This is a genomic window from uncultured Ruminococcus sp. (assembly GCF_934476685.1).
Taxonomy (GTDB): domain Bacteria; phylum Bacillota; class Clostridia; order Oscillospirales; family Ruminococcaceae; genus Hominimerdicola.
Genome location: NZ_CAKSNX010000014.1, coordinates 18281 through 36128 on the forward strand (window position 1 = coordinate 18281; position 17848 = coordinate 36128).

The 17848-nt window shown below is 45.5% G+C and carries 15 protein-coding genes and 1 riboswitch; of the genes, 4 read left to right on the forward strand and 11 right to left on the reverse strand.

Annotated features, from left to right (window positions below; all coding sequences use genetic code 11):
• Nucleotides 1–33: 33 nt before the first annotated feature.
• The 4 genes from Q0E19_RS10470 to Q0E19_RS10485 all read right to left on the reverse strand — a co-directional run bounded on the left by Q0E19_RS10470 (nt 34) and on the right by Q0E19_RS10485 (nt 5410).
• Nucleotides 34–1263, reverse strand: a complete 1230-nt coding sequence (locus Q0E19_RS10470; RefSeq protein ID WP_294409454.1) for a DUF3810 domain-containing protein — start codon at nt 1261–1263, stop codon at nt 34–36.
• Nucleotides 1264–1369: 106 nt separating this feature from the next.
• Complete coding sequence (locus Q0E19_RS10475; protein WP_294409455.1) at nt 1370–3040, reverse strand: formate--tetrahydrofolate ligase; 1671 nt, start codon at nt 3038–3040, stop codon at nt 1370–1372.
• A 170-nt stretch (nt 3041–3210) separates the two neighbouring features.
• Complete coding sequence (locus Q0E19_RS10480; RefSeq protein ID WP_294409456.1) at nt 3211–4752, reverse strand: HAMP domain-containing sensor histidine kinase; 1542 nt, start codon at nt 4750–4752, stop codon at nt 3211–3213.
• Complete coding sequence (locus tag Q0E19_RS10485; RefSeq protein ID WP_294409457.1) at nt 4736–5410, reverse strand: response regulator transcription factor; 675 nt, start codon at nt 5408–5410, stop codon at nt 4736–4738. The genes Q0E19_RS10480 and Q0E19_RS10485 overlap by 17 nt, the downstream gene beginning before the upstream one ends.
• 272 nt (nt 5411–5682) lie before the next feature.
• On the opposite strand from Q0E19_RS10485, the gene Q0E19_RS10490 reads away from it, so the two are divergent.
• Complete coding sequence (locus Q0E19_RS10490; RefSeq protein WP_294409459.1) at nt 5683–6405, forward strand: hemolysin III family protein; 723 nt, start codon at nt 5683–5685, stop codon at nt 6403–6405.
• A gap of 138 nt (nt 6406–6543) precedes the next feature.
• Here Q0E19_RS10490 and Q0E19_RS10495 read toward each other — a convergent pair whose 3' ends face one another.
• Together Q0E19_RS10495 and Q0E19_RS10500 are read right to left on the reverse strand one after the other, a co-directional pair.
• Nucleotides 6544–7833, reverse strand: a complete 1290-nt coding sequence (locus tag Q0E19_RS10495) for an NPXTG-anchored protein (protein ID WP_294409461.1) — start codon at nt 7831–7833, stop codon at nt 6544–6546.
• A gap of 292 nt (nt 7834–8125) precedes the next feature.
• Nucleotides 8126–8788 carry an epoxyqueuosine reductase QueH gene (locus tag Q0E19_RS10500; protein ID WP_294409471.1) on the reverse strand — a complete coding sequence of 221 codons (663 nt, stop codon included), beginning with the start codon at nt 8786–8788 and terminating at the stop codon, nt 8126–8128.
• Nucleotides 8789–8962: 174 nt separating this feature from the next.
• On the opposite strand from Q0E19_RS10500, the gene spoVAD reads away from it, so the two are divergent.
• Together spoVAD and spoVAE are read left to right on the forward strand one after the other, a co-directional pair.
• Entirely contained in the window at nt 8963–9976 is a 1014-nt protein-coding gene (spoVAD, locus tag Q0E19_RS10505) for a stage V sporulation protein AD (protein WP_294409462.1), read from the forward strand.
• A gap of 18 nt (nt 9977–9994) precedes the next feature.
• A complete protein-coding gene (gene spoVAE / locus Q0E19_RS10510) occupies nt 9995–10351 on the forward strand; it encodes a stage V sporulation protein AE (RefSeq protein WP_294409463.1) in 357 nt (118 codons plus the stop codon).
• A 56-nt stretch (nt 10352–10407) separates the two neighbouring features.
• Here spoVAE and Q0E19_RS10515 read toward each other — a convergent pair whose 3' ends face one another.
• Genes Q0E19_RS10515 through Q0E19_RS10530 form a run of 4 tightly spaced genes read right to left on the reverse strand, consistent with a single transcriptional unit; the run spans nt 10408 to nt 13497 of the window.
• The gene (locus Q0E19_RS10515; RefSeq protein WP_294409464.1) at nt 10408–11667 is read right to left on the reverse strand and encodes a cohesin domain-containing protein; all 1260 of its coding nucleotides are present in this window, start codon (nt 11665–11667) and stop codon (nt 10408–10410) included.
• A 33-nt stretch (nt 11668–11700) separates the two neighbouring features.
• Nucleotides 11701–12174 carry a peptidylprolyl isomerase gene (locus tag Q0E19_RS10520; RefSeq protein WP_294409465.1) on the reverse strand — a complete coding sequence of 158 codons (474 nt, stop codon included), beginning with the start codon at nt 12172–12174 and terminating at the stop codon, nt 11701–11703.
• A 37-nt stretch (nt 12175–12211) separates the two neighbouring features.
• The gene (locus Q0E19_RS10525; RefSeq protein WP_294409466.1) at nt 12212–12721 is read right to left on the reverse strand and encodes a hypothetical protein; all 510 of its coding nucleotides are present in this window, start codon (nt 12719–12721) and stop codon (nt 12212–12214) included.
• A 35-nt stretch (nt 12722–12756) separates the two neighbouring features.
• Nucleotides 12757–13497, reverse strand: coding sequence for a hypothetical protein (locus Q0E19_RS10530; RefSeq protein WP_294409467.1), 741 nt, complete (start codon nt 13495–13497; stop codon nt 12757–12759).
• A gap of 349 nt (nt 13498–13846) precedes the next feature.
• On the opposite strand from Q0E19_RS10530, the gene Q0E19_RS10535 reads away from it, so the two are divergent.
• The gene (locus Q0E19_RS10535) at nt 13847–15952 is read left to right on the forward strand and encodes a hypothetical protein (protein WP_294409468.1); all 2106 of its coding nucleotides are present in this window, start codon (nt 13847–13849) and stop codon (nt 15950–15952) included.
• 411 nt (nt 15953–16363) lie between these two features.
• Here Q0E19_RS10535 and Q0E19_RS10540 read toward each other — a convergent pair whose 3' ends face one another.
• A complete protein-coding gene (locus Q0E19_RS10540) occupies nt 16364–17533 on the reverse strand; it encodes a cation:proton antiporter (protein ID WP_294409469.1) in 1170 nt (389 codons plus the stop codon).
• A 48-nt stretch (nt 17534–17581) separates the two neighbouring features.
• Nucleotides 17582–17691, reverse strand: a riboswitch (Fluoride riboswitch).
• Between the last annotated feature and the right edge of the window lie 157 nt (nt 17692–17848).

Sequence of the window (17848 nt, forward strand, 5' to 3'; positions counted from 1 at the left end):
CGTAAAAATATGCTTTATCAATAATTTTTCAGGTCATTTTTCCTGTGTGACCTCTGAACTGCCCGAATAATAGTAGTTGAGCATAAGGTCTACCATTCTTCCGTAAGACTTTTTTCCGTCCTCGACGCCGTTGAGCTGGAGCGAAGTTTCCATTGCCTTATCGGACACCTCGCTGACGGTCTGGCTGTCGAACACGGTATCGTCCGCCTCCCTCACGCTCTCCCAATACTCGGAGTTTGCGTCCATATCCGTCCACACAAGGTCGCTTATGCTGTTGTCGAATGCGACTTTCTTGTCGTAGTCCGCATACTCGAATATCTTGTTTCTCACCTGTGTCAGCGCTGAAAGATATCCCGAATAGCGGTAGTCAGCATTGTCCGAACGCTCACACGCCATAAATGCGATAAAGTTCGCCTCGTCCTCCTGTATGTACCCTTTTGTGTGGGCAATCTCGTGGCAGATAGTGGCAGGCTGTTTTGCGGCAAACATATCCGCATTATAGTTTGCCTCCATTGAAAACGGGAAATATATGCCCATAAGGTCCATCTGGCTCATAAAGAATGAACAGATTATGCTTTTTGGCTTTACATAATATCCGTCAAGATTTTTAAACTCATCGGACAATCCTGCGACAGCGTTTCTCGCCGTATCGTCAAGGTCAGCCGTCAGCACAAATCTTCCGTTTTCATCACGGCTCACGTCCTCTGCGCAGGCGTTTATCTCCTCCACAAGCTGTGCGCCCAAGGCTTCAAGCTCCTCATCGGTATGCTCCGTTACAGCTATGCCGTTAAGCTCCGCAAAGGTGGAGCAATGGTAGAGTATAAAGCAGTTAAGGGTTTCGGTGGTCACAACGAATGCGATTATCCAGCCGTAGACAAAGCCGAATATCTTTGCGACCTTTTTCCGCCTGCCTTTCATAACTATGAGCAGTATGACCATTGCCGCAAGGCTGAGTGGTATCCCGAAAACGGCTATCATAATAAGTATCTCGCCGAATGAAAACGGCAGAAGTGATGTGAGCCGCCCGTAGGTCTGCGTCCACAGCGGGTAGATATGTGCGGCATAGAAGTCGGAAAAAGCTCTGCTCTCCCAAGCCACGATGTTGAGGATAACCATTACCGCCAGCAGTGTACAAAGGGCGACAAACTGTTTTGACAGCTTTTTTCTGCTTTTCTTATCCGCTTTTTCTGAATTTTCGGTCTGCTCAACGCTTGTGTTTTCTTCCTGCGCTTTGATATCAGGCTCTTTAAGTTCAGCTTTCAAAATTATCCCTCCGCTCACAAGTTCTGACGTATGCTAATAAGATCGGACAGTTGCAAACCGCCCGATCTTTATGATCTTATGATAATATGTACTTTACTGACAGATATCAGAACAGACCGTAGATATTTCCCTCGTTGTCGCAGTCGATATTGTTTGCGGCAGGTACTTTTGGAAGTCCCGGCATTGTCATAATGTCGCCTGTGTATGCTACCACAAAGCCTGCGCCTGCTGAAAGTCTGAGGTCACGGACTGTGATGGTGAAATGCTCAGGCTTGCCAAGCTTTGTCGGGTCGTCTGAAAGTGAATACTGTGTCTTTGCAACGCAGACAGGGATATCAGAAAATCCCAGATCGTTTATTTCCTTCAATGCCTTTTCAGCCTGCTTTGTGAAGTTTACACCGTCAGCACGGTAGATCTCCTTTGCAATGATATCCAGCTTTTCCTTGATAGGGAGCTTTTCGTCATAGAGAGGAGCATACTGTGAAGGCTTGTTCTCAATAGTTGCGCATACCTTTTCTGCAAGGTCAAGTCCGCCTTCGCCGCCCTTTGCAAAGATCTCAGCCAGCGATACTTCAACGCCCATTTCTTCACAGGTCTTTTTGATGACTTCTATCTCAGCGTCTGTATCTGTATGGAATCTGTTTATTGCCACAACAACAGGCACACCGAACTTATGCATATTCTCGATATGTGTTTTAAGGTTTACGATACCCTTTTCAAGAGCCTCAACGTTCTCAGCGGTAAGCTCAGTCTTTGGCACGCCGCCGTTATACTTCAGCGCTCTGATAGTTGCAACGAGAACAACGCAGTTTGGTTTAAGTCCTGCAAAGCGGCACTTGATATCAAAGAACTTCTCTGCGCCGAGGTCAGAGCCGAAACCTGCTTCTGTGATAGTGTAGTCGGCAAGCTTAAGTGCAAGCTTTGTTGCTCTTACAGAGTTACAGCCGTGTGCGATATTTGCGAAAGGACCGCCGTGGATAAGGGCAGGGTTATTTTCAAGAGTCTGAACAAGGTTAGGCTTGAGAGCGTCCTTAAGGAGCGCTACCATTGCGCCGCAGCCGCCGATATCCTTTGCATATACAGGCTTATTATCCCTTGTATACGCAACGAGGATACGCTCGATCCTTGCTTTAAGGTCGGAAAGGTCAGATGCAAGGCAGAGGATAGCCATTATCTCGGAGGCTACTGTGATCTGGAACGAATCCTCTCTTGGGATACCGTTGGCCTTTGAGCCAAGACCGATGATGATATCTCTCAGCGCTCTGTCGTTCATATCGAGGCATCTTTTGAAGAGTATTCTTCTCTGGTCGATATTAAGAGCATTTCCCTGCTGCATATGGTTGTCGATAAGTGCGCAGAGGAGGTTGTTTGCAGCTGTGATAGCGTGCATATCCCCTGTGAAGTGGAGGTTTATATCCTCCATAGGAACTACCTGTGCATATCCGCCGCCTGCTGCGCCGCCCTTGATACCGAATACAGGGCCGAGGGAAGGCTCTCTCAGAGCGAGCATAGTTTTCTTCCCTGCCTTATTCATAGCCTCGGCAAGACCTACGGAGATAGTAGTCTTACCCTCGCCGGCAGGTGTCGGGTTGATAGCGGTAACAAGGATAAGTTTTCCGTCGGGCTTATCCTTTGTTTTTGTATAAAGTGATTCTGAAAGCTTAGCCTTATAGTGACCGTAAGGCTCATATTCGTCCTCAGAGATACCGAGCTTAGCGGCGATCTCTCCTATTTTAAGCATTTTTGCCTGTTTTGCGATTTCAATATCTGACAGCATTTCATACAGTCCTTTCAAAGTATAATACTTTTAATATTATATCACAACGCCGCTTAAATTGCAATAGAGATGTACATCTATTTTTATGCATAAAAGTACGCAAAAACGCAGCTTTGCATTACGATAAGGCTATAATGCAGGCTGCGTTTATAGGTTTATGAGTTTATTTATCAGACATCGTCCTGATCCTTGCTGAGGGATATTTTATCCTCCAGCAGCTTTGCCGCCTTATTATCTGCGGCAGGTTTTACATAAGGTACTTCAAACCAGAAGGTAGAACCTTTTCCCTCTTCCGACTGGACGCCGAAAGCGAACTTATGGCATTTGAGTATTTCCTTACAGATAGAAAGTCCAAGACCTGTTCCAACGACGTCACGCTTTACCTTTTCGTCACGGTAGTAGCGGTCGAAAACCTTCGGGAGAAGTTCTTTTGAAATTCCTTTGCCGTTGTCGCTGACCTCTATCCTAACTTTATTTTCAAGGTTTATCTGCTTTACTCTGATGACCTTGTTTTCACCGGTATAGTTGACGGCATTGTTTATAAAGTTGTATATTACCTGATCCAGCTTATCTGGGTCAGCGGCAATTATCCTGTCCTCGTCAGGCTCGTACTTTATATCATAGCCGTTCTGCTCCACAAGAAGCTTATATCTGGACATACAGTCATTCAGCTTATCCACAATAGAGAAATTCTTTATGTTAAGCTCCATATTGCCCGATTCAAGCTTTGAAAGCTCCAGCAGGTTGTTTACAAGGTTGGAAAGTCTGTCCGCCTCGTCAATGATTATCTGGACGTGTTCCGCCCTCTTTACAGGGTTGTCGCCCGAAAGATCTCTTATCATTTCCGCATAGGCTTTCACCATAGTCAGCGGCGTTCTAAGATCGTGTGAGATATTTGCGATAAGGTCTTTTCGCAGGTCGGAAACCTTTCGTATCTCGTTCTTTGCGTTGTTAAGGACTGTGGAAAGCTCCTCTATCTCGTGGTAGCCTGTTCCGTTGAACTCAACGTCATAGTCCCCCTCACCGAACTGCTTTGCGGTTTTGGTTATCTCGACGATAGGTGCGGAAACTCTCTTTGAAATAAACATTGTTACAAGGAACGCAAGCTCAAAAAGAATTACGGTGATATATATGAGCTGTTCCCTTATGATGCTTACGGTGGAATCTATCGGCTCGATGGAGCTTTCGATAAACAGGTATGCCTGCTGGGGAGAATCGTCCGTATAAATTTTCGTGCAGTAGAATATCTCCCTGCTCTCGATATCGGAGTTCTTGAAAGTCTTTGTGATATAGCCGTCGCCCGACTTTATCAGCTCGGATTTAAGACTGAATATCCCCATAGAATAGTTGTTCTCTATATCGTTGTTGAGATAGGAATATGCGCCGAGGTTATTTTCACGCACCAGCGGATTTCCCATTTCGTCGGTTATGACGATGCAGAAGTTGTTGTCAAAAGCTATCATTCTGTTGGTCTTGTTCTGCTCATTAGTGCCGTAGGCGGCGATTATCTGATTGGCAGATTTAGTTATGTCACGAACTTTTGCGGAGCGGTAATAGCTCGCAAGAAAGACATACTGAAAGAGCCATATGAGGATAAGAATGAATATGGTGAAAAACATAAAATACATCCACACATAGGATCTTATGCCGCTCTTTCCGCCGATGAAGCTTTTGCTTTTTGCTTTAAGTCTGTTTTTACTGGATCTTTTCAAACTTGTATCCCATTCCTCTCAGGGTAACGATAAGGTTGCGGTATTCGCCAAGACTGTTTCTCAGCATTTTGATATGCGTATCAACAGTTCTGTCATCGCCGTAGAAATCAAATCCCCAGACCTCTTCAAGAAGCTTTTCCCTTGAAAGTGCGATATTCATATTCTTTACAAGGTAGAAAAGCAGATCGTACTCTTTCGGAGTCATGGAAACTTTCTGTCCGTCTATCTTGACTTCCCTTGCGGTGAAATTTATCTCCAGACCCTTGTATGTGATAACGTCCTCAACATTCTTAGAGGCATTCGCACGGTTAAGCACCGCCCTTATTCTCGCCATAAGCTCCTTCGGTGAAAACGGCTTGACAACATAATCGTCAACGCCTATCTCAAAGCCGAACAGCTTATCATACTCCTCGCCCCTTGCGGAGAGCATTATCACAGGTATCTTTTTTATCTTCTGAATTTCCTTGCAGGCTGAGTAGCCGTCAAGGCGGGGCATCATAACGTCCATGATGATGATGTCGAAATCCTCCTTCTTCACCATTTCCACAGCCTCCATGCCGTCCCCTGCTTCGGAAACCTCGTGGCCCTCAAATTCGGCATACTCCTTGATTATCATACGGATCTTAGCCTCATCGTCAACAGCAAGAATTTTTGCCATATTAACAGCCTCCCTCATTTTTCATATTCTAATCATATATTAACCCAATAATGTGTAAAAAGCGTGACAGTTTACGGAATTTTGCGTTCAAACGCTGTCTTACAAGATTATTTTATCACAAACCTTCCGATTAATCAAGCATAAAATTACTGAAAAGGGTAGATTTTTTGACAGGTGTCAAAAAAGTTCTTGACAATCGGCTGCAAACGTGATAATATAAAATTCAGAAAAATATAAATCGTTTTTGGTTTCAAATGAAAGGACTTGGTAAAATGGAGAATGAAGAGAAGAAGGCTGAGCCGCTTATACTTCCCGACGGGACAGAGGTGAAAGAGGCTGAGGCTGACGATATAACAAAGCGCTACTCGCTGGGTGAGGAAATATTCAATTCGGTTTCCCACGGGGCAGGCGGATTGCTTTCCATAGCGGGAACGGTGGTGCTTATCGTTTTTGCGGCGATATACTCAAACGCATGGGGCGTAGTCAGCTCGGCGATATACGGAGCGTCGCTGATAATACTTTACACAATGTCAACGCTCTATCACGCTATCACGAACCGCAAGGCAAAATCTTTTTTCAGGATAATGGATCACAACACCATTTTCTTCCTCATTGCGGGAACATACACGCCGATAACCCTTGTACCGCTGAGAGGAGCGTTCGGCTGGGTGCTTTTCGGAATAGTCTGGGGCGCAGCCATTATTGGTATCGTCCTCAACTCTATCGACCTTGAAAGGTTCAGAAAGCCGTCTATCGTCTGCTATGTTGCAATGGGCTGGGTGGTGCTGATAGCCATAAAATCAATGCTCAGGAACGTCAACACAGTTTCTCTTTGGTTTTTGCTTATCGGCGGACTTTTCTACACCGTCGGTGTTATATTCTACATCAAGAAGGACAAGAAATATTTCCACTCGATATGGCATCTGTTCACAGTCGCAGGCAGCGTTTTCCACTGGTTCGCTATACTGCTTATGATAATAAGAAACGGCAGATAAGAAAAAGGTAAAACAAATACCGCTCAGACCGAAAGGCCGGGCGGTATTTTTATGCGCATATCTTAAACATAAAAAGGAGCTTACCTTGCGATAAGCTCCCTTTATTCAGTTATGTAATATCAAACTTTAAAGTTCAAATTACTTTCTCTTCTTAGAAGCTACAACAGCAGCGCCTGCAAGAGCTACGCCAACAGCAGCAAGTGCAGCAGCACCTGTGTTAGGGTTAGTTGTTGTTGATGTGTTAGCAGCCTTTGAAGAAGATGAAGCAGCCTTTGAGCTTGTGTCAGATGTGCTTGTTGCAGAAGATGTCTCAGAAGATGTTTCTGAAGATGAAACTTCTGATGAAGACTCTGAAGATGACTCAGAAGATGAAGGATCTACTGGATCAACTGGCTTTGTCTTAAGACCTGTACCCTCAGCTGTGAACTTGATCGTTACAGAATCTGAGAATGTGAGGTCATCTGGGTTGAATGGAGATACAGAAGCGTCATACTTCTCGTTTACAGCTGTTTTACCGTAAGCGTTGTAAAGCTCGATTCTGTAATTGTCCTTATCATCCTCGATGTTACCATAGAGAACCTTTGAAAGGTCGATAGGGAATTCCTTACCGTCAACGATAACAGAAGTTACTTCGCACTTGAGGTCTGGGATCTCTGCAAAGCAATCGAGAAGGTCGATTACGAATACAGTAGCACCCTCAGATGTCATAGGTGTGCCGTCTTCGCCAAGAGGAGCCTTGAATGTAAGCTCGTTCTCGCCCTGGTAAACGTTGATAGATGTTGCCCAATCCTGGCATGACCAGTCACCGTCAGCAAAGCCGATAGTAGCCTTTACGTCATATGTTTCAGGCTCGTCAGCATCTGTTGGGTTAAGAACTACGCCTGTAAGAGCGATATCAGTTGAAGACCAATCCTGGAGCCATGTCTGAGCATATCCATCGTCTTCCTTGAAGAAACCGTCTGGGTTTGTAAGAGTTGTCTCGTAAACGCCGTCAGAAACCTTTACGAATGTGCACTCCTTAACAGGATCAGGATTTCCGTCGCCGTCCTCGTCAACTGGGTTGCCGTCCTTGTCAGTAGCATATGGCTGGAAGCACCACTCGTGTGAGTTCCATCCAAGTGTATCACTGTTTGTACCAAGGCCGCCGCCTACCCATGACTCACCAGCAATACCAGCCTGAGCTGTTTCCTCTGAGATAGAAACGATGTACTTGATGCTTGTAACGCCTGTAAGGTCAGCAACAGACTCGAAAGGACCATTCTCACCCTTAGCCTCTTCGCCTACGAGGTAAGCTGTGTTGTTCTTGATGTACTCAGCAGGTACTTCGTAGTTAGAAATAGCCTCGTCAGCTGAAACAGAAACCATAGAAACCATGGAAGCTGCAAGTGCAAGAGCTGACATGCCTGCGAAAATCTTTGAAATTTTCATTGTAAATTTCCTCCAATATTTAATATTTTCAACAACATATTGAGCGATATCACCTCAACATATTATTGTATGTTCATTGTATCACAATTTATTTCACTTTTCAATTAACGTTTTTCACAAATTTATCACAGACATTAGGACATATTTAACAAAAATGAACTATTTTTTTACCATTAGGCATGGTTTTGACTCTTTTCTGTAACCGTTTATGTAAATAAAATGTAATTATTAATTTAGAATATTAACATCTGCATATGCCGATTAGCACTTTGTTGCTGTCATAATATAACATTCAAACCTTTTCGGCGGCTTTTACACGCTCGTCACGTTCCCTTTTGGAGAAAACACAGCCGCAGTAATCCTGTCGGTACAGTCCGTATTCTGCCGAAAGTTCCACCGAACGTTTATATCCCCCACGCTTTTTGAAATCCGATGGCAGTGCTTTCACATCATATATCCCCTCCAACAGCTGAGATATCTCGTTGAGCTTTGCCGCATTTTTATAAGGTGAGATCGAAAGGGTGGTGGTGAAATAATCGAACCCCATTTTCTTCGCCAGTTCAGCCGTTTTCTCCAGTCTGAGCCGATAGCAGGCGAAACAGCGCTCCCCTCCCTCTGGGATATTTTCAAGCCCTTTTACGGCATTATAGAACTCCTGAGGGTCATAGCCGCAGTCGGTATAGCTTATCTTATTTTTCGCAGGCAGTTCGCTTATGAGCCTTTGCTGTTCGGCTGTGCGGTGGAAATACTCCTCCTCTGGGTAGATGTTCGGGTTATAATAGAACACGGTTATCTCAAAATACTGCGAAAGATACTCCAGCACATAGGAAGAGCATGGCGCACAGCAGCTATGCAGCAGCAGCTTTGGCGTTTTCCCCTGAGAGGTGATATCCTTTATGGTCTTATCAAGCATTATCTGGTAATTTATTTTACATTTTCCGCCGTCCTGCTGCATTATTATCTTCCTTTCTGACGCATTTTCAAAAAATTCTCTAAGAAATTCTCTAAGAGATTTTCTTTTTTTATTATAGCACATCACACTCAGCCTGTCAAAATATTGTGCGGCGTGAATATTTCCCCTCAGACGTAAAATACTATTACAGACCGAATTTCTGAAAGGAATGATCTTATGTCTTTGAAAGCAACCAAAATACTTAAAAATACCCCTTCCATAATCGCCTCTGCCGCTGTGGGAGGGAAAATGGAGAACGAAGGTCCTATGGGGGATTATTTTGACAAGATAAATGATGACCCATACTTCTCCGCCGAAACTTTTGAGCAGGGCGAATGCCAGATACAAAAGCAGGCTGTTCTCCACGCACTCAACAAGGCACAGCTCCAATCTGAGGATATAGATGTGCTTTTCGGCGGCGATCTTCTCAATCAATGCACGGGGACGACCTACGGGGTGAGGGATTTTCTTATGCCCTTTCTCGGACTGTACGGCGCTTGCTCCACAATGGCGGAGGGACTTCTTATGTCCTCAGTTTTCGTTGACGGCGGATATGCTGATATCGCAATGGCAGTCACTTCGTCGCACTTCTGCACCGCCGAAAGGCAGTACAGGTTTCCCCTCAACTACGGCGGCCAGAGAACTCCGACTTCCCAGTGGACTGCTACGGCAGGGGGAGCGCTGGTGGTGTCCGCCTGCAAGAACCCTCCCTACGTCAGAGCCTGCACAATAGGAAAGATAGTTGACATGGGTGTAAAGGACGCAAACAACATGGGGGCGGCAATGGCGCCTGCGGCATTTTCCACCATAAGCGAATTTTTCGCAGACACGGGTATGTCCCCCGATGATTTCGACTTTATCGTAACAGGCGACCTTGGAAAAGTGGGCAGCAGGATACTCTGCGAGCTTTTCGACCGAGAGGGCATTGATATCCGTGACAGGCACAAGGACTGCGGACTGATGATATACGATTTTGACGAACAGGATATCCACGCAGGCGGAAGCGGCTGCGGCTGTGCAGGAAGTATGCTCTGCGGATATTTTATCCCGCAGCTGAGGGCAGGTGCGATACGGAACATTCTATTTGCCGCAACAGGAGCGCTTATGTCCCCTACCATAAATCAGCAGGGGGAATCTATCCCCTCTATATCGCATCTTCTGTGGATATCCCACGAAAGCGGCAATGACTAACGAGCAGGAGGTAAAAAAATGAGTTATTTATGGGCATTTATTATCGGCGGACTTTTCTGCGCCGTAGGACAGGTCCTTATAGATTTCACAAAGCTCACCCCCGCAAGGATACTTGTATCCTACGTTGTGGCAGGAGTTGTGCTTGGGGCATTCGGTATCTACCGCAAGCTTATCGACTTCGCAGGCTGCGGAGCATCTGTCCCTCTCACGGGTTTTGGAAATCTTATGGCTGAGGGAGTGGAAAAAGAGATAGACAAGCGTGGTTTTCTCGGCATTTTCACAGGCGGATTGACGGCAGGGGCGGCAGGCATATCCGCCGCCATGCTCTTTGCGTTCATCTTCGCCCTCTGTTTCCGCAGCAGTCCGAAAAAGTAAAGCAAAAGACCTGAGAAAAAAGCTCTCAGGTCTTATTTTATCTGTAAAAATTTCAGTTATTCATCATCGTCATAGGAATCGTCCGAGATGATAAATCCCTTTGCGATAAGCTCCTTATTCAGCCTTTGGGTATCGGAAAGGTCATTCTCTTCCCTCTCCTTTGCGGCTCTTTCATTCTTTGCTGCTATCGCCTTTTCCAGTTCGGAAAGCATCTCTTCGGTAGTTTCACCGCTTTCGTCGGGGATATTATCCTCGTCCGCAGCAAGCTTTTTCGCCTTGTTTCCGAAAGGTTTCATTATAATAATGTACTCGGCTATAACGGCGATTATTCCCAGCGTCACAACTCCCAGAATAATGATATTCCTTGTGGAATTGCTGTTGCTGTTCTTATCTGCAAGGCTCGCAGACGCTGCCGCAGCCTCCTTGACCTCAGCTTTAAGCACATTGACGGTAAAGGTTTCCCTTGAATCGTCATTATAAGTCACTCTCAGCTTTGCTGTACCCACGCTAATAGGGACAATTTTTTCATCCTTATATTCCGCAGCCTCGCCGTCGGTTATCTGACATTCCTTAACGTCATTTATTCCCAGATCAGCAAGGGAAACAGGGTCGCTGCCCATAGTTATCTCGATAGTTTTTGACTCAACAGGATCAGCAGCAGACTCCTCAGTTTTTGCGTCAGGATTGTTCACAATGCCGTTCTCCGCTGTAAAAGATATCGGTATAAGGTTATTATCGTCCAGCGATGTAACGGAAAGGTAAAGCACCGTTGACACCATAGTTTCATCAATTATCTTGAATTTCAGAGTGATGAAAGTTCCGCTGTGGTCAGAGCCGTCCTTGTTTACATAGTTGTACACATACTTGCCGTCGAAATTATTCTCCACAGCCATTCCGCCTGCGTCCTTATCCTCCTCAGAGCCTGCATACTCAAGGAGAGTATTGTCGTAGGATACCGACAGCGAAGCGTTTGACACAAGCGCCTCGGAACTGATATTGAGCTTGACCTCAAACTCGCCGTCCTTTATCTCGCCCACATCAAGCCTTAGTGTTGCAGGCTTTGAAGTTGCGCTGTTCTCGGTAGCTGCGGTAGTTGTTTCCGCATAGGTGGTAGTTGTGGCGATATTCCAACTTGTGACATCGTTGCCTGCCGACTGAGTAGGATCGTAATTCTGCGGCTGTGTTGTCGTGGTCACAGCAGGCTGTTCAGTCTGCTGGGTATTGTCAGCGTCATATGCGGCAAAAACTCCTGCCGCACAGGAAAATGTCAATGCAAGGGCTGCCAGCGTACCGACAGCCGTTCTCATAAACGTCATTAATTATTCGCTCCTGTAAATAAAAATGTGAGATCAGTCAACGATCGTGACCTTTTTCATTACCTGCGGCTGGAGCGGCTTGTCATTGAAGTTTACCTCTGTTTCAGCGATCTCGTCAACAACGTCCATACCCTCAACTACCTTACCGAAAGCGGCATAGTTTCCGTCGAGGTGCGGAGCGTCCTTATGCATGATAAAGAACTGTGAGCTTGCTGAGTTAGGCATCATTGATCTTGCCATAGAGATAACGCCTCTTGTATGCTTAAGGTCGTTTGCGATGCCGTTGGCTCTGAACTCGCCCTTGATCTTCTCCTTAGCGCCGCCCATGCCAGTGCCTTCCGGATCTCCGCCCTGTATCATAAAGCCCTTTATAACACGGTGGAAGATAAGTCCGTCATAGAAGCCTTCTTTAACAAGCTTTTCAAAGTTGGCAACTGTGATAGGTGCGACCTCAGGATAAAGTTCGATCTTGATATTCTTTCCGTTTTCCATTTCTATATTTACCATTTTAAATACTCCTTACATTATTATAATATACGCTGCGTCATTTCGACTTCGGCAGAAGTCCCGCTGCATTTTTTCTTTCAAGCTCCTTGAAATACTCGCTCTCCGGTGTAAGCACTTTCTTGAAAAGTCCCGATCTTGTGTATTCTTCAAGGGTGATATAGTCCTTTACGCCGTCATTGTTCACGCAGTAAAGTCTGTCCACCTTTGCGAAATTTCCGTCCTCGTCATATCTGTTCTTGTCAAAGCAACAGAACATATCACGAGCCATAAGGTCGCAAAGCCTTAACACTCTGGTGTAGTTCGATGCGTCCTTCCAGCTGTCCAGTTCCTCATGGAAAAACTGCTGTACAGGCACTTCGTTTACTTCCATTTTTCTGATTATCCTTGCAAGACAGATAGACGCATCATGATCCGTCAGCTTATCCAGTCTTGCATTCTTGTACTCCAGTATATAGTCGTTAAGCGTTGCATAAAACAGCTTATCATACGGGAAGTGCTTTCCCTTTTCAGAAAACTTGATGATCGGATTGTCTGTGTTGATGTTCAATAGTATTCGCTCCCAATAAATTATATTCCTGCGGTTCAGGGATTTGCGCCGTACTTGCTCTCAAATTCCTTCACCTTCTGCGTAAGCAGTTCGTCGGACACCTCGCCTATCTCATCGGGGTCGCCGCTGTGATCTATCCTGCCAAGCTTTTCTATCTCCGCCTCGTCAGGTTCTGCCCCTATTGATTTAATATCTTTATATTCTGGATAATCTTCAGGACGCTTTGCATACGGCAGCTTCGCCAGCTTTTCCTCGACCTCGTCACGTCCGACTTCGTTGAATTTAAAATCGGTAGTTTCAAGCTCCTGCTGCTTCTGCTCATGCTCGGCATACATTGCTTCCATTTTCTGTGCAATATCATTTTCTGAAGCGACCGTGATATCCTCATAGTGAGATTTTACATATCTTTCATGCTCGACCTCATACAGCTTTTCATATTCAGCCTGTGCGTCGATTATCTCTTCCGTGTCAACGGTGCTCGTGCCGTAATCGTTATGTGTCTTGACAGGCTTGCTGTTCTTCTCCGCCAGCTCCTTTTCAAGCTGAGCCATTTTATTTCTGATAAGCTCAGGCTCAATAGACTCGACCTCCAGCTTTTCAGTTACAGGCTCGTCATACTTAGACTCCTTCACCGTTACCTCCTGCGCCTTTTTTCTGGCAGGAGTGTTCCATATATCATCAGCATTCACTGCTGCGGTCGGTTTCTTTACGGCTGAAACGTCAGCGGTCTTTGCCGTCGGTGCGGCGGCAGATTTTTTTCTGCTGAATATTCCCATAATCATAATCCCCCTGATGCGGTTATTTGTCAGATAGATCTACATAAATACGCATAATTATTTATACAATAATAATTATACTATATTTTGCACTAAATTGCAAACTATTTTTATAGTATAACAAAGACAAATTTCACAAAGTTTTTTAGTTACTTTGTCTTGAATTAATAATTTTGTAAACTAATATTAATCATATATTGATATATATATCAGATATTTTTGATATAATGAATATATAGTAAACACTGGTTAAATTATATGCAGGATATGTATTATCATTTAACCAGTTAATTATATATTTTGAATAAAGATCAGAGATCAGAAAAAATAAATTTAAGGGGGATTCCACTTGCCGAATCGAACACTGGGTATTACCGCTACGGAGCTGTTTGCCTGCAACCCGTACCGTATTCTCGGCATACCTGTAAACGCTGAGGAGAGCGAAGTCAACTCTGCGTATCAGAAATTGCTGAATATGGTGGGAACACCTGAATATGACAGCTACTCCACAGCCTTTGATTTTCCTGAGCTGCCGCCTTTCACAAGGGACACAGCAACTCTCAGGAACGCATATGCTAAGCTCTCCAGTATAGGCTACCGCTGCTTTGCATTTTCAGACGGGATCTTTTCTCAGCCCCTCAACGTTGACGATGTAATGCTCAACCTGGAGGACATCACGAGCTATGACTGCTTCCTCAGATGCTATATGTGGCTCATTACAAATGACAGAGATTTTGAAGAGCCTGAGCTATGGATCCCGCTTTGCAGATACATAGATAAGCTTATCGCTTCCGGTCCTGACAAATGGGCTGAATACTATGACAACCGTTTCCCTGAATCGGTGCTTAAGGGCGGCGTGCAGGCTTTGCACACTTTCCACACCACATTCAAGGATATCATACTTCTGCCGATAAAGGAGCTTGTTAGAGGTTCCATGAGGTGCAAGAACGCTATCGACATTCTTGTTGCCGCAAAGGTGGATATAAACGAAGTTTTTCCGGAGATAGATATCCCGCAGGCAAATCTGCCTAAGCCGGGCGAGCCTGCTCCGAAACTCAAGATCGCCGTTAAGGACGGAGAGGAATACTTTGATGTTTCGTTGGGCAAGATGGTGAACTTTGAGTCGGATACTGAGGCTGCTGTTGAAAGCAACAGCTTTACTTCCGCATCTACAAGGATCTCTGCCGAGGCGCTCGATGAAGAGCCTGAGCAGACTGCTCCTCCTAAACAGGAATACAGCAGACCTGCGCCTCAGACCGAGCATAAGGTCAGTCTTACGGACAGCGTACCTGCTGAAAACAAGTCGGAAAGCTCCAACAGAGTATTTCTTGTTGAGCCTGACAGCAAGACTGCATCTCAGCCTGCAAAGCCAGCTGCTGAGGAACAGCCTGTAAAGCACGTTGAGGCTATCGAAAGCTTTGCAAAGCCGAGAGTAAGACCAAAGCCGTCAGTTTCTTCCGCTGCGGAAGAAAGCAAGGGCATATCAAATATCTCACTTACAGAGAACAGCGCACCGACCGGTTCGGATAGGGTTGCGGATATATCATTCTCGCAGGAGTCCAAGTCAGACGGATTAAAGGTATTTGCTACTGTTGAGAGAGATGAGAGCGGAAAGCCGAAGGCTGCGGAAGAGCCGAAGGCAGCGTTCTACAAACCGCCGACAGAAAGCAAAGCGTCTAACGAGCCATACGATCCGTTCGCACTCACAGGCGGCAGCAAGCCGACAGGCAGAGCCGCAGCGGTGGTAACATCAGAAGACGGAGTATCTTCTGGCAGAAGAAAGAAGGTCAGCCTTACAGGACTTGACGGACTTTCAGACAGCGGAGCTTCCGATGTAAACATACAGCTCACACCTCCAAAGGGACAGCGCAGTGTGGCAGCTGTGGTACAGGAAGAAAAGCCTGCATCGAAGATCAGCGAAAGACGTACGCTTAACGATATTATCGAGGCAGTGGAGAACAAGACTGAGGAAACTGCCAACGAACTGCTTACAAAGCAGGAGGAAGAGGACGAGCTTTACACAGATGTACTTATCAAGATGCTGCGTTCGCACAGAAGCAACAAGCTTATGAAAGACGTTGACACAAAGCACGTTTTCGATAATGGTGACGCACTTGGATCAGGTGCTTCAAGCACTCTCACGATGGACGAGATAAACCTGAAGAAAACCGATCCTGCTCTGCTTGATGCTGCATACGACGGTTCAAGAGCAGTTGACGAAACCAATCCAAAGGAAGCTATCAGAAACAAGTACAAGAACATAAACATCAGCGATATGCTCAACCCGACGCTGGGCGGAAAACTCAACAGGGAGTACACACCTGACGCTATTGAGGAATACAAGAAAGAGAAACAGCAGGACAAGGCAATGTCCAAAATGCTGCTCAAGCTTTTTGGCTTTGTGCTTTTCGTAGGCGCACTTGTGGCATTCCTTATAATAATGACAAACGGATAAATAATGCAGACGAATTACCGCCGACAGGATAAACTGTCGGCGGTGTTTTTGTGTTTGAGTAGGGATTTAATCAAAGTTTAGTGTAAGCTGGCGACCTATGGAAACGTTCAAAAGCCTAGATAAGACCTTATCAGACCTAAAACTTGCTTTGTGCGTTTGGTGGTTTGTGATTGCTTTTTCTTTGTTGGGTATTTATAGTTTGTGGGCAGGATTTGAAAAGCGAAATAAGAGCTTAGTGAAGTCGGAGTTGGTGGAAACTGGCGACCGCAGGTCGCCCCTACGGAAACATTGAGAAAAAATCCTTGTTAGACCTAATCAAACCTTGTTTCAGTAAGAGCCATATCTTGGTTTCTTCCGAGCACAAAAGTAAAAGACCGTACAGCAGACAGCGAGCTTGTCGAGCGTAGCGTATTACCCCGTCCGGGAGGACGACAAATCTATAAGGAATGCGCCTAGGGGGGCGGTTATGATAATGGACAGAACGGCTACTGTAAGTATTATTTCACCGCATGGAAGTCCCATTGCAAGGGGTATTCCGCCAATGGCTGCCTGCACAGTTGCCTTTGGCGTATAGGCTATCATGCAGAAAAAACGCTCACGCAAATTCAGATCTGTTTTCAGCAGGCACAGGAAAACTCCCAGCATTCTGAAACACAATACGGCAAATATCACTACAACAGGTGCAAAGCCTGCGCTTATGGTGTACTTGATATTTACAGTCGCTCCCACAAGCACAAAGAGCATTATTTCTGCGCCTACCCACAGTTTGTTAAATTTTAAGGAAAGCCTTTTCGCCGCAGGTTTTGCGTACTTCTGAAGCGCAGTTCCTATGAACATTACCGCAATAAGGGCGGAAAATGTTATTGGTGTGGACAGGCTGTCCTCAGCAGTCACAAGCAGAAATGAAACGCTGAGGAAGATGAGAACTTTTGCTGTGTCCCGTATGTGGAATTTTGTGAACAGCTTTGCAAGCACTATGCCTGTCAGCGTTCCTGCGGCTATGCCGAGAATAATTGAAACTGGGATATTGACAAAGCTTACGGCGGACACTTTTTCTCCCTGCGCAAGTCCTGTAAAGGCGGTGAAAAGCACGATAACGTAAACGTCGTCCACCGATGCGCCTGCAAGAATAAGCTGAGGGATACTCTTCTCCGTTCCCCAGCCCTCGTCAATAAGCTTTATCATTTTCGGAACAATGACGGCAGGAGAAACTGCGCCGATCACCGAACCCATAAGGGCGGCTTCAAGCACAGAGATACCAAGAAGTTTCGGTGCAACGATAATCATACCGATCATCTCAAATGTGGCAGGGAGAAAGCACATAAGCACAGCAGGTCTGCCGACCTTTTTTAGATCAGCAACGTTAAGGGTAAGACCTGCCCTTGTGAGAATGATAATAAGTGCTATCTTACGCAGCTGTGCAGAAATGTCCAGAACCGAACCGTCGATAAGGTCGAGGGCATAAGGGCCAATAATGATACCTGTGAAGATCATACCGATAAGCGCAGGCAGGTGCAGTTTTGTACAGAGCCAGCCTGCCGCCATACCGATGAGCAGAATAAGTGCTATACTGAGCAGCATAAAAAATACCTCCTATGACGCAAAAAAAAGCTGACAGCTCCTGCGTCTGAAATCGCAGAAGTCATCAGCTGAAAAAGCGGTTTAAGCAAAGGCAATATCGCACAATGTGGTGCATTGCTGCCTTAAAACTAAGGAAGAACTTCATTTCCTGAAAGTATTATATCACAGCTTACGGCAGATGTCAATATGTTGGAAGAACATCGACAAAATATCATTCATCAGCGTTATGCATAAAAAGATGGCAAGTTGTAAAATAAAATGACACAAAAAAGAAGACTCAAAGAGAAACTCATGGTATAATGTAAGTGACTAAAC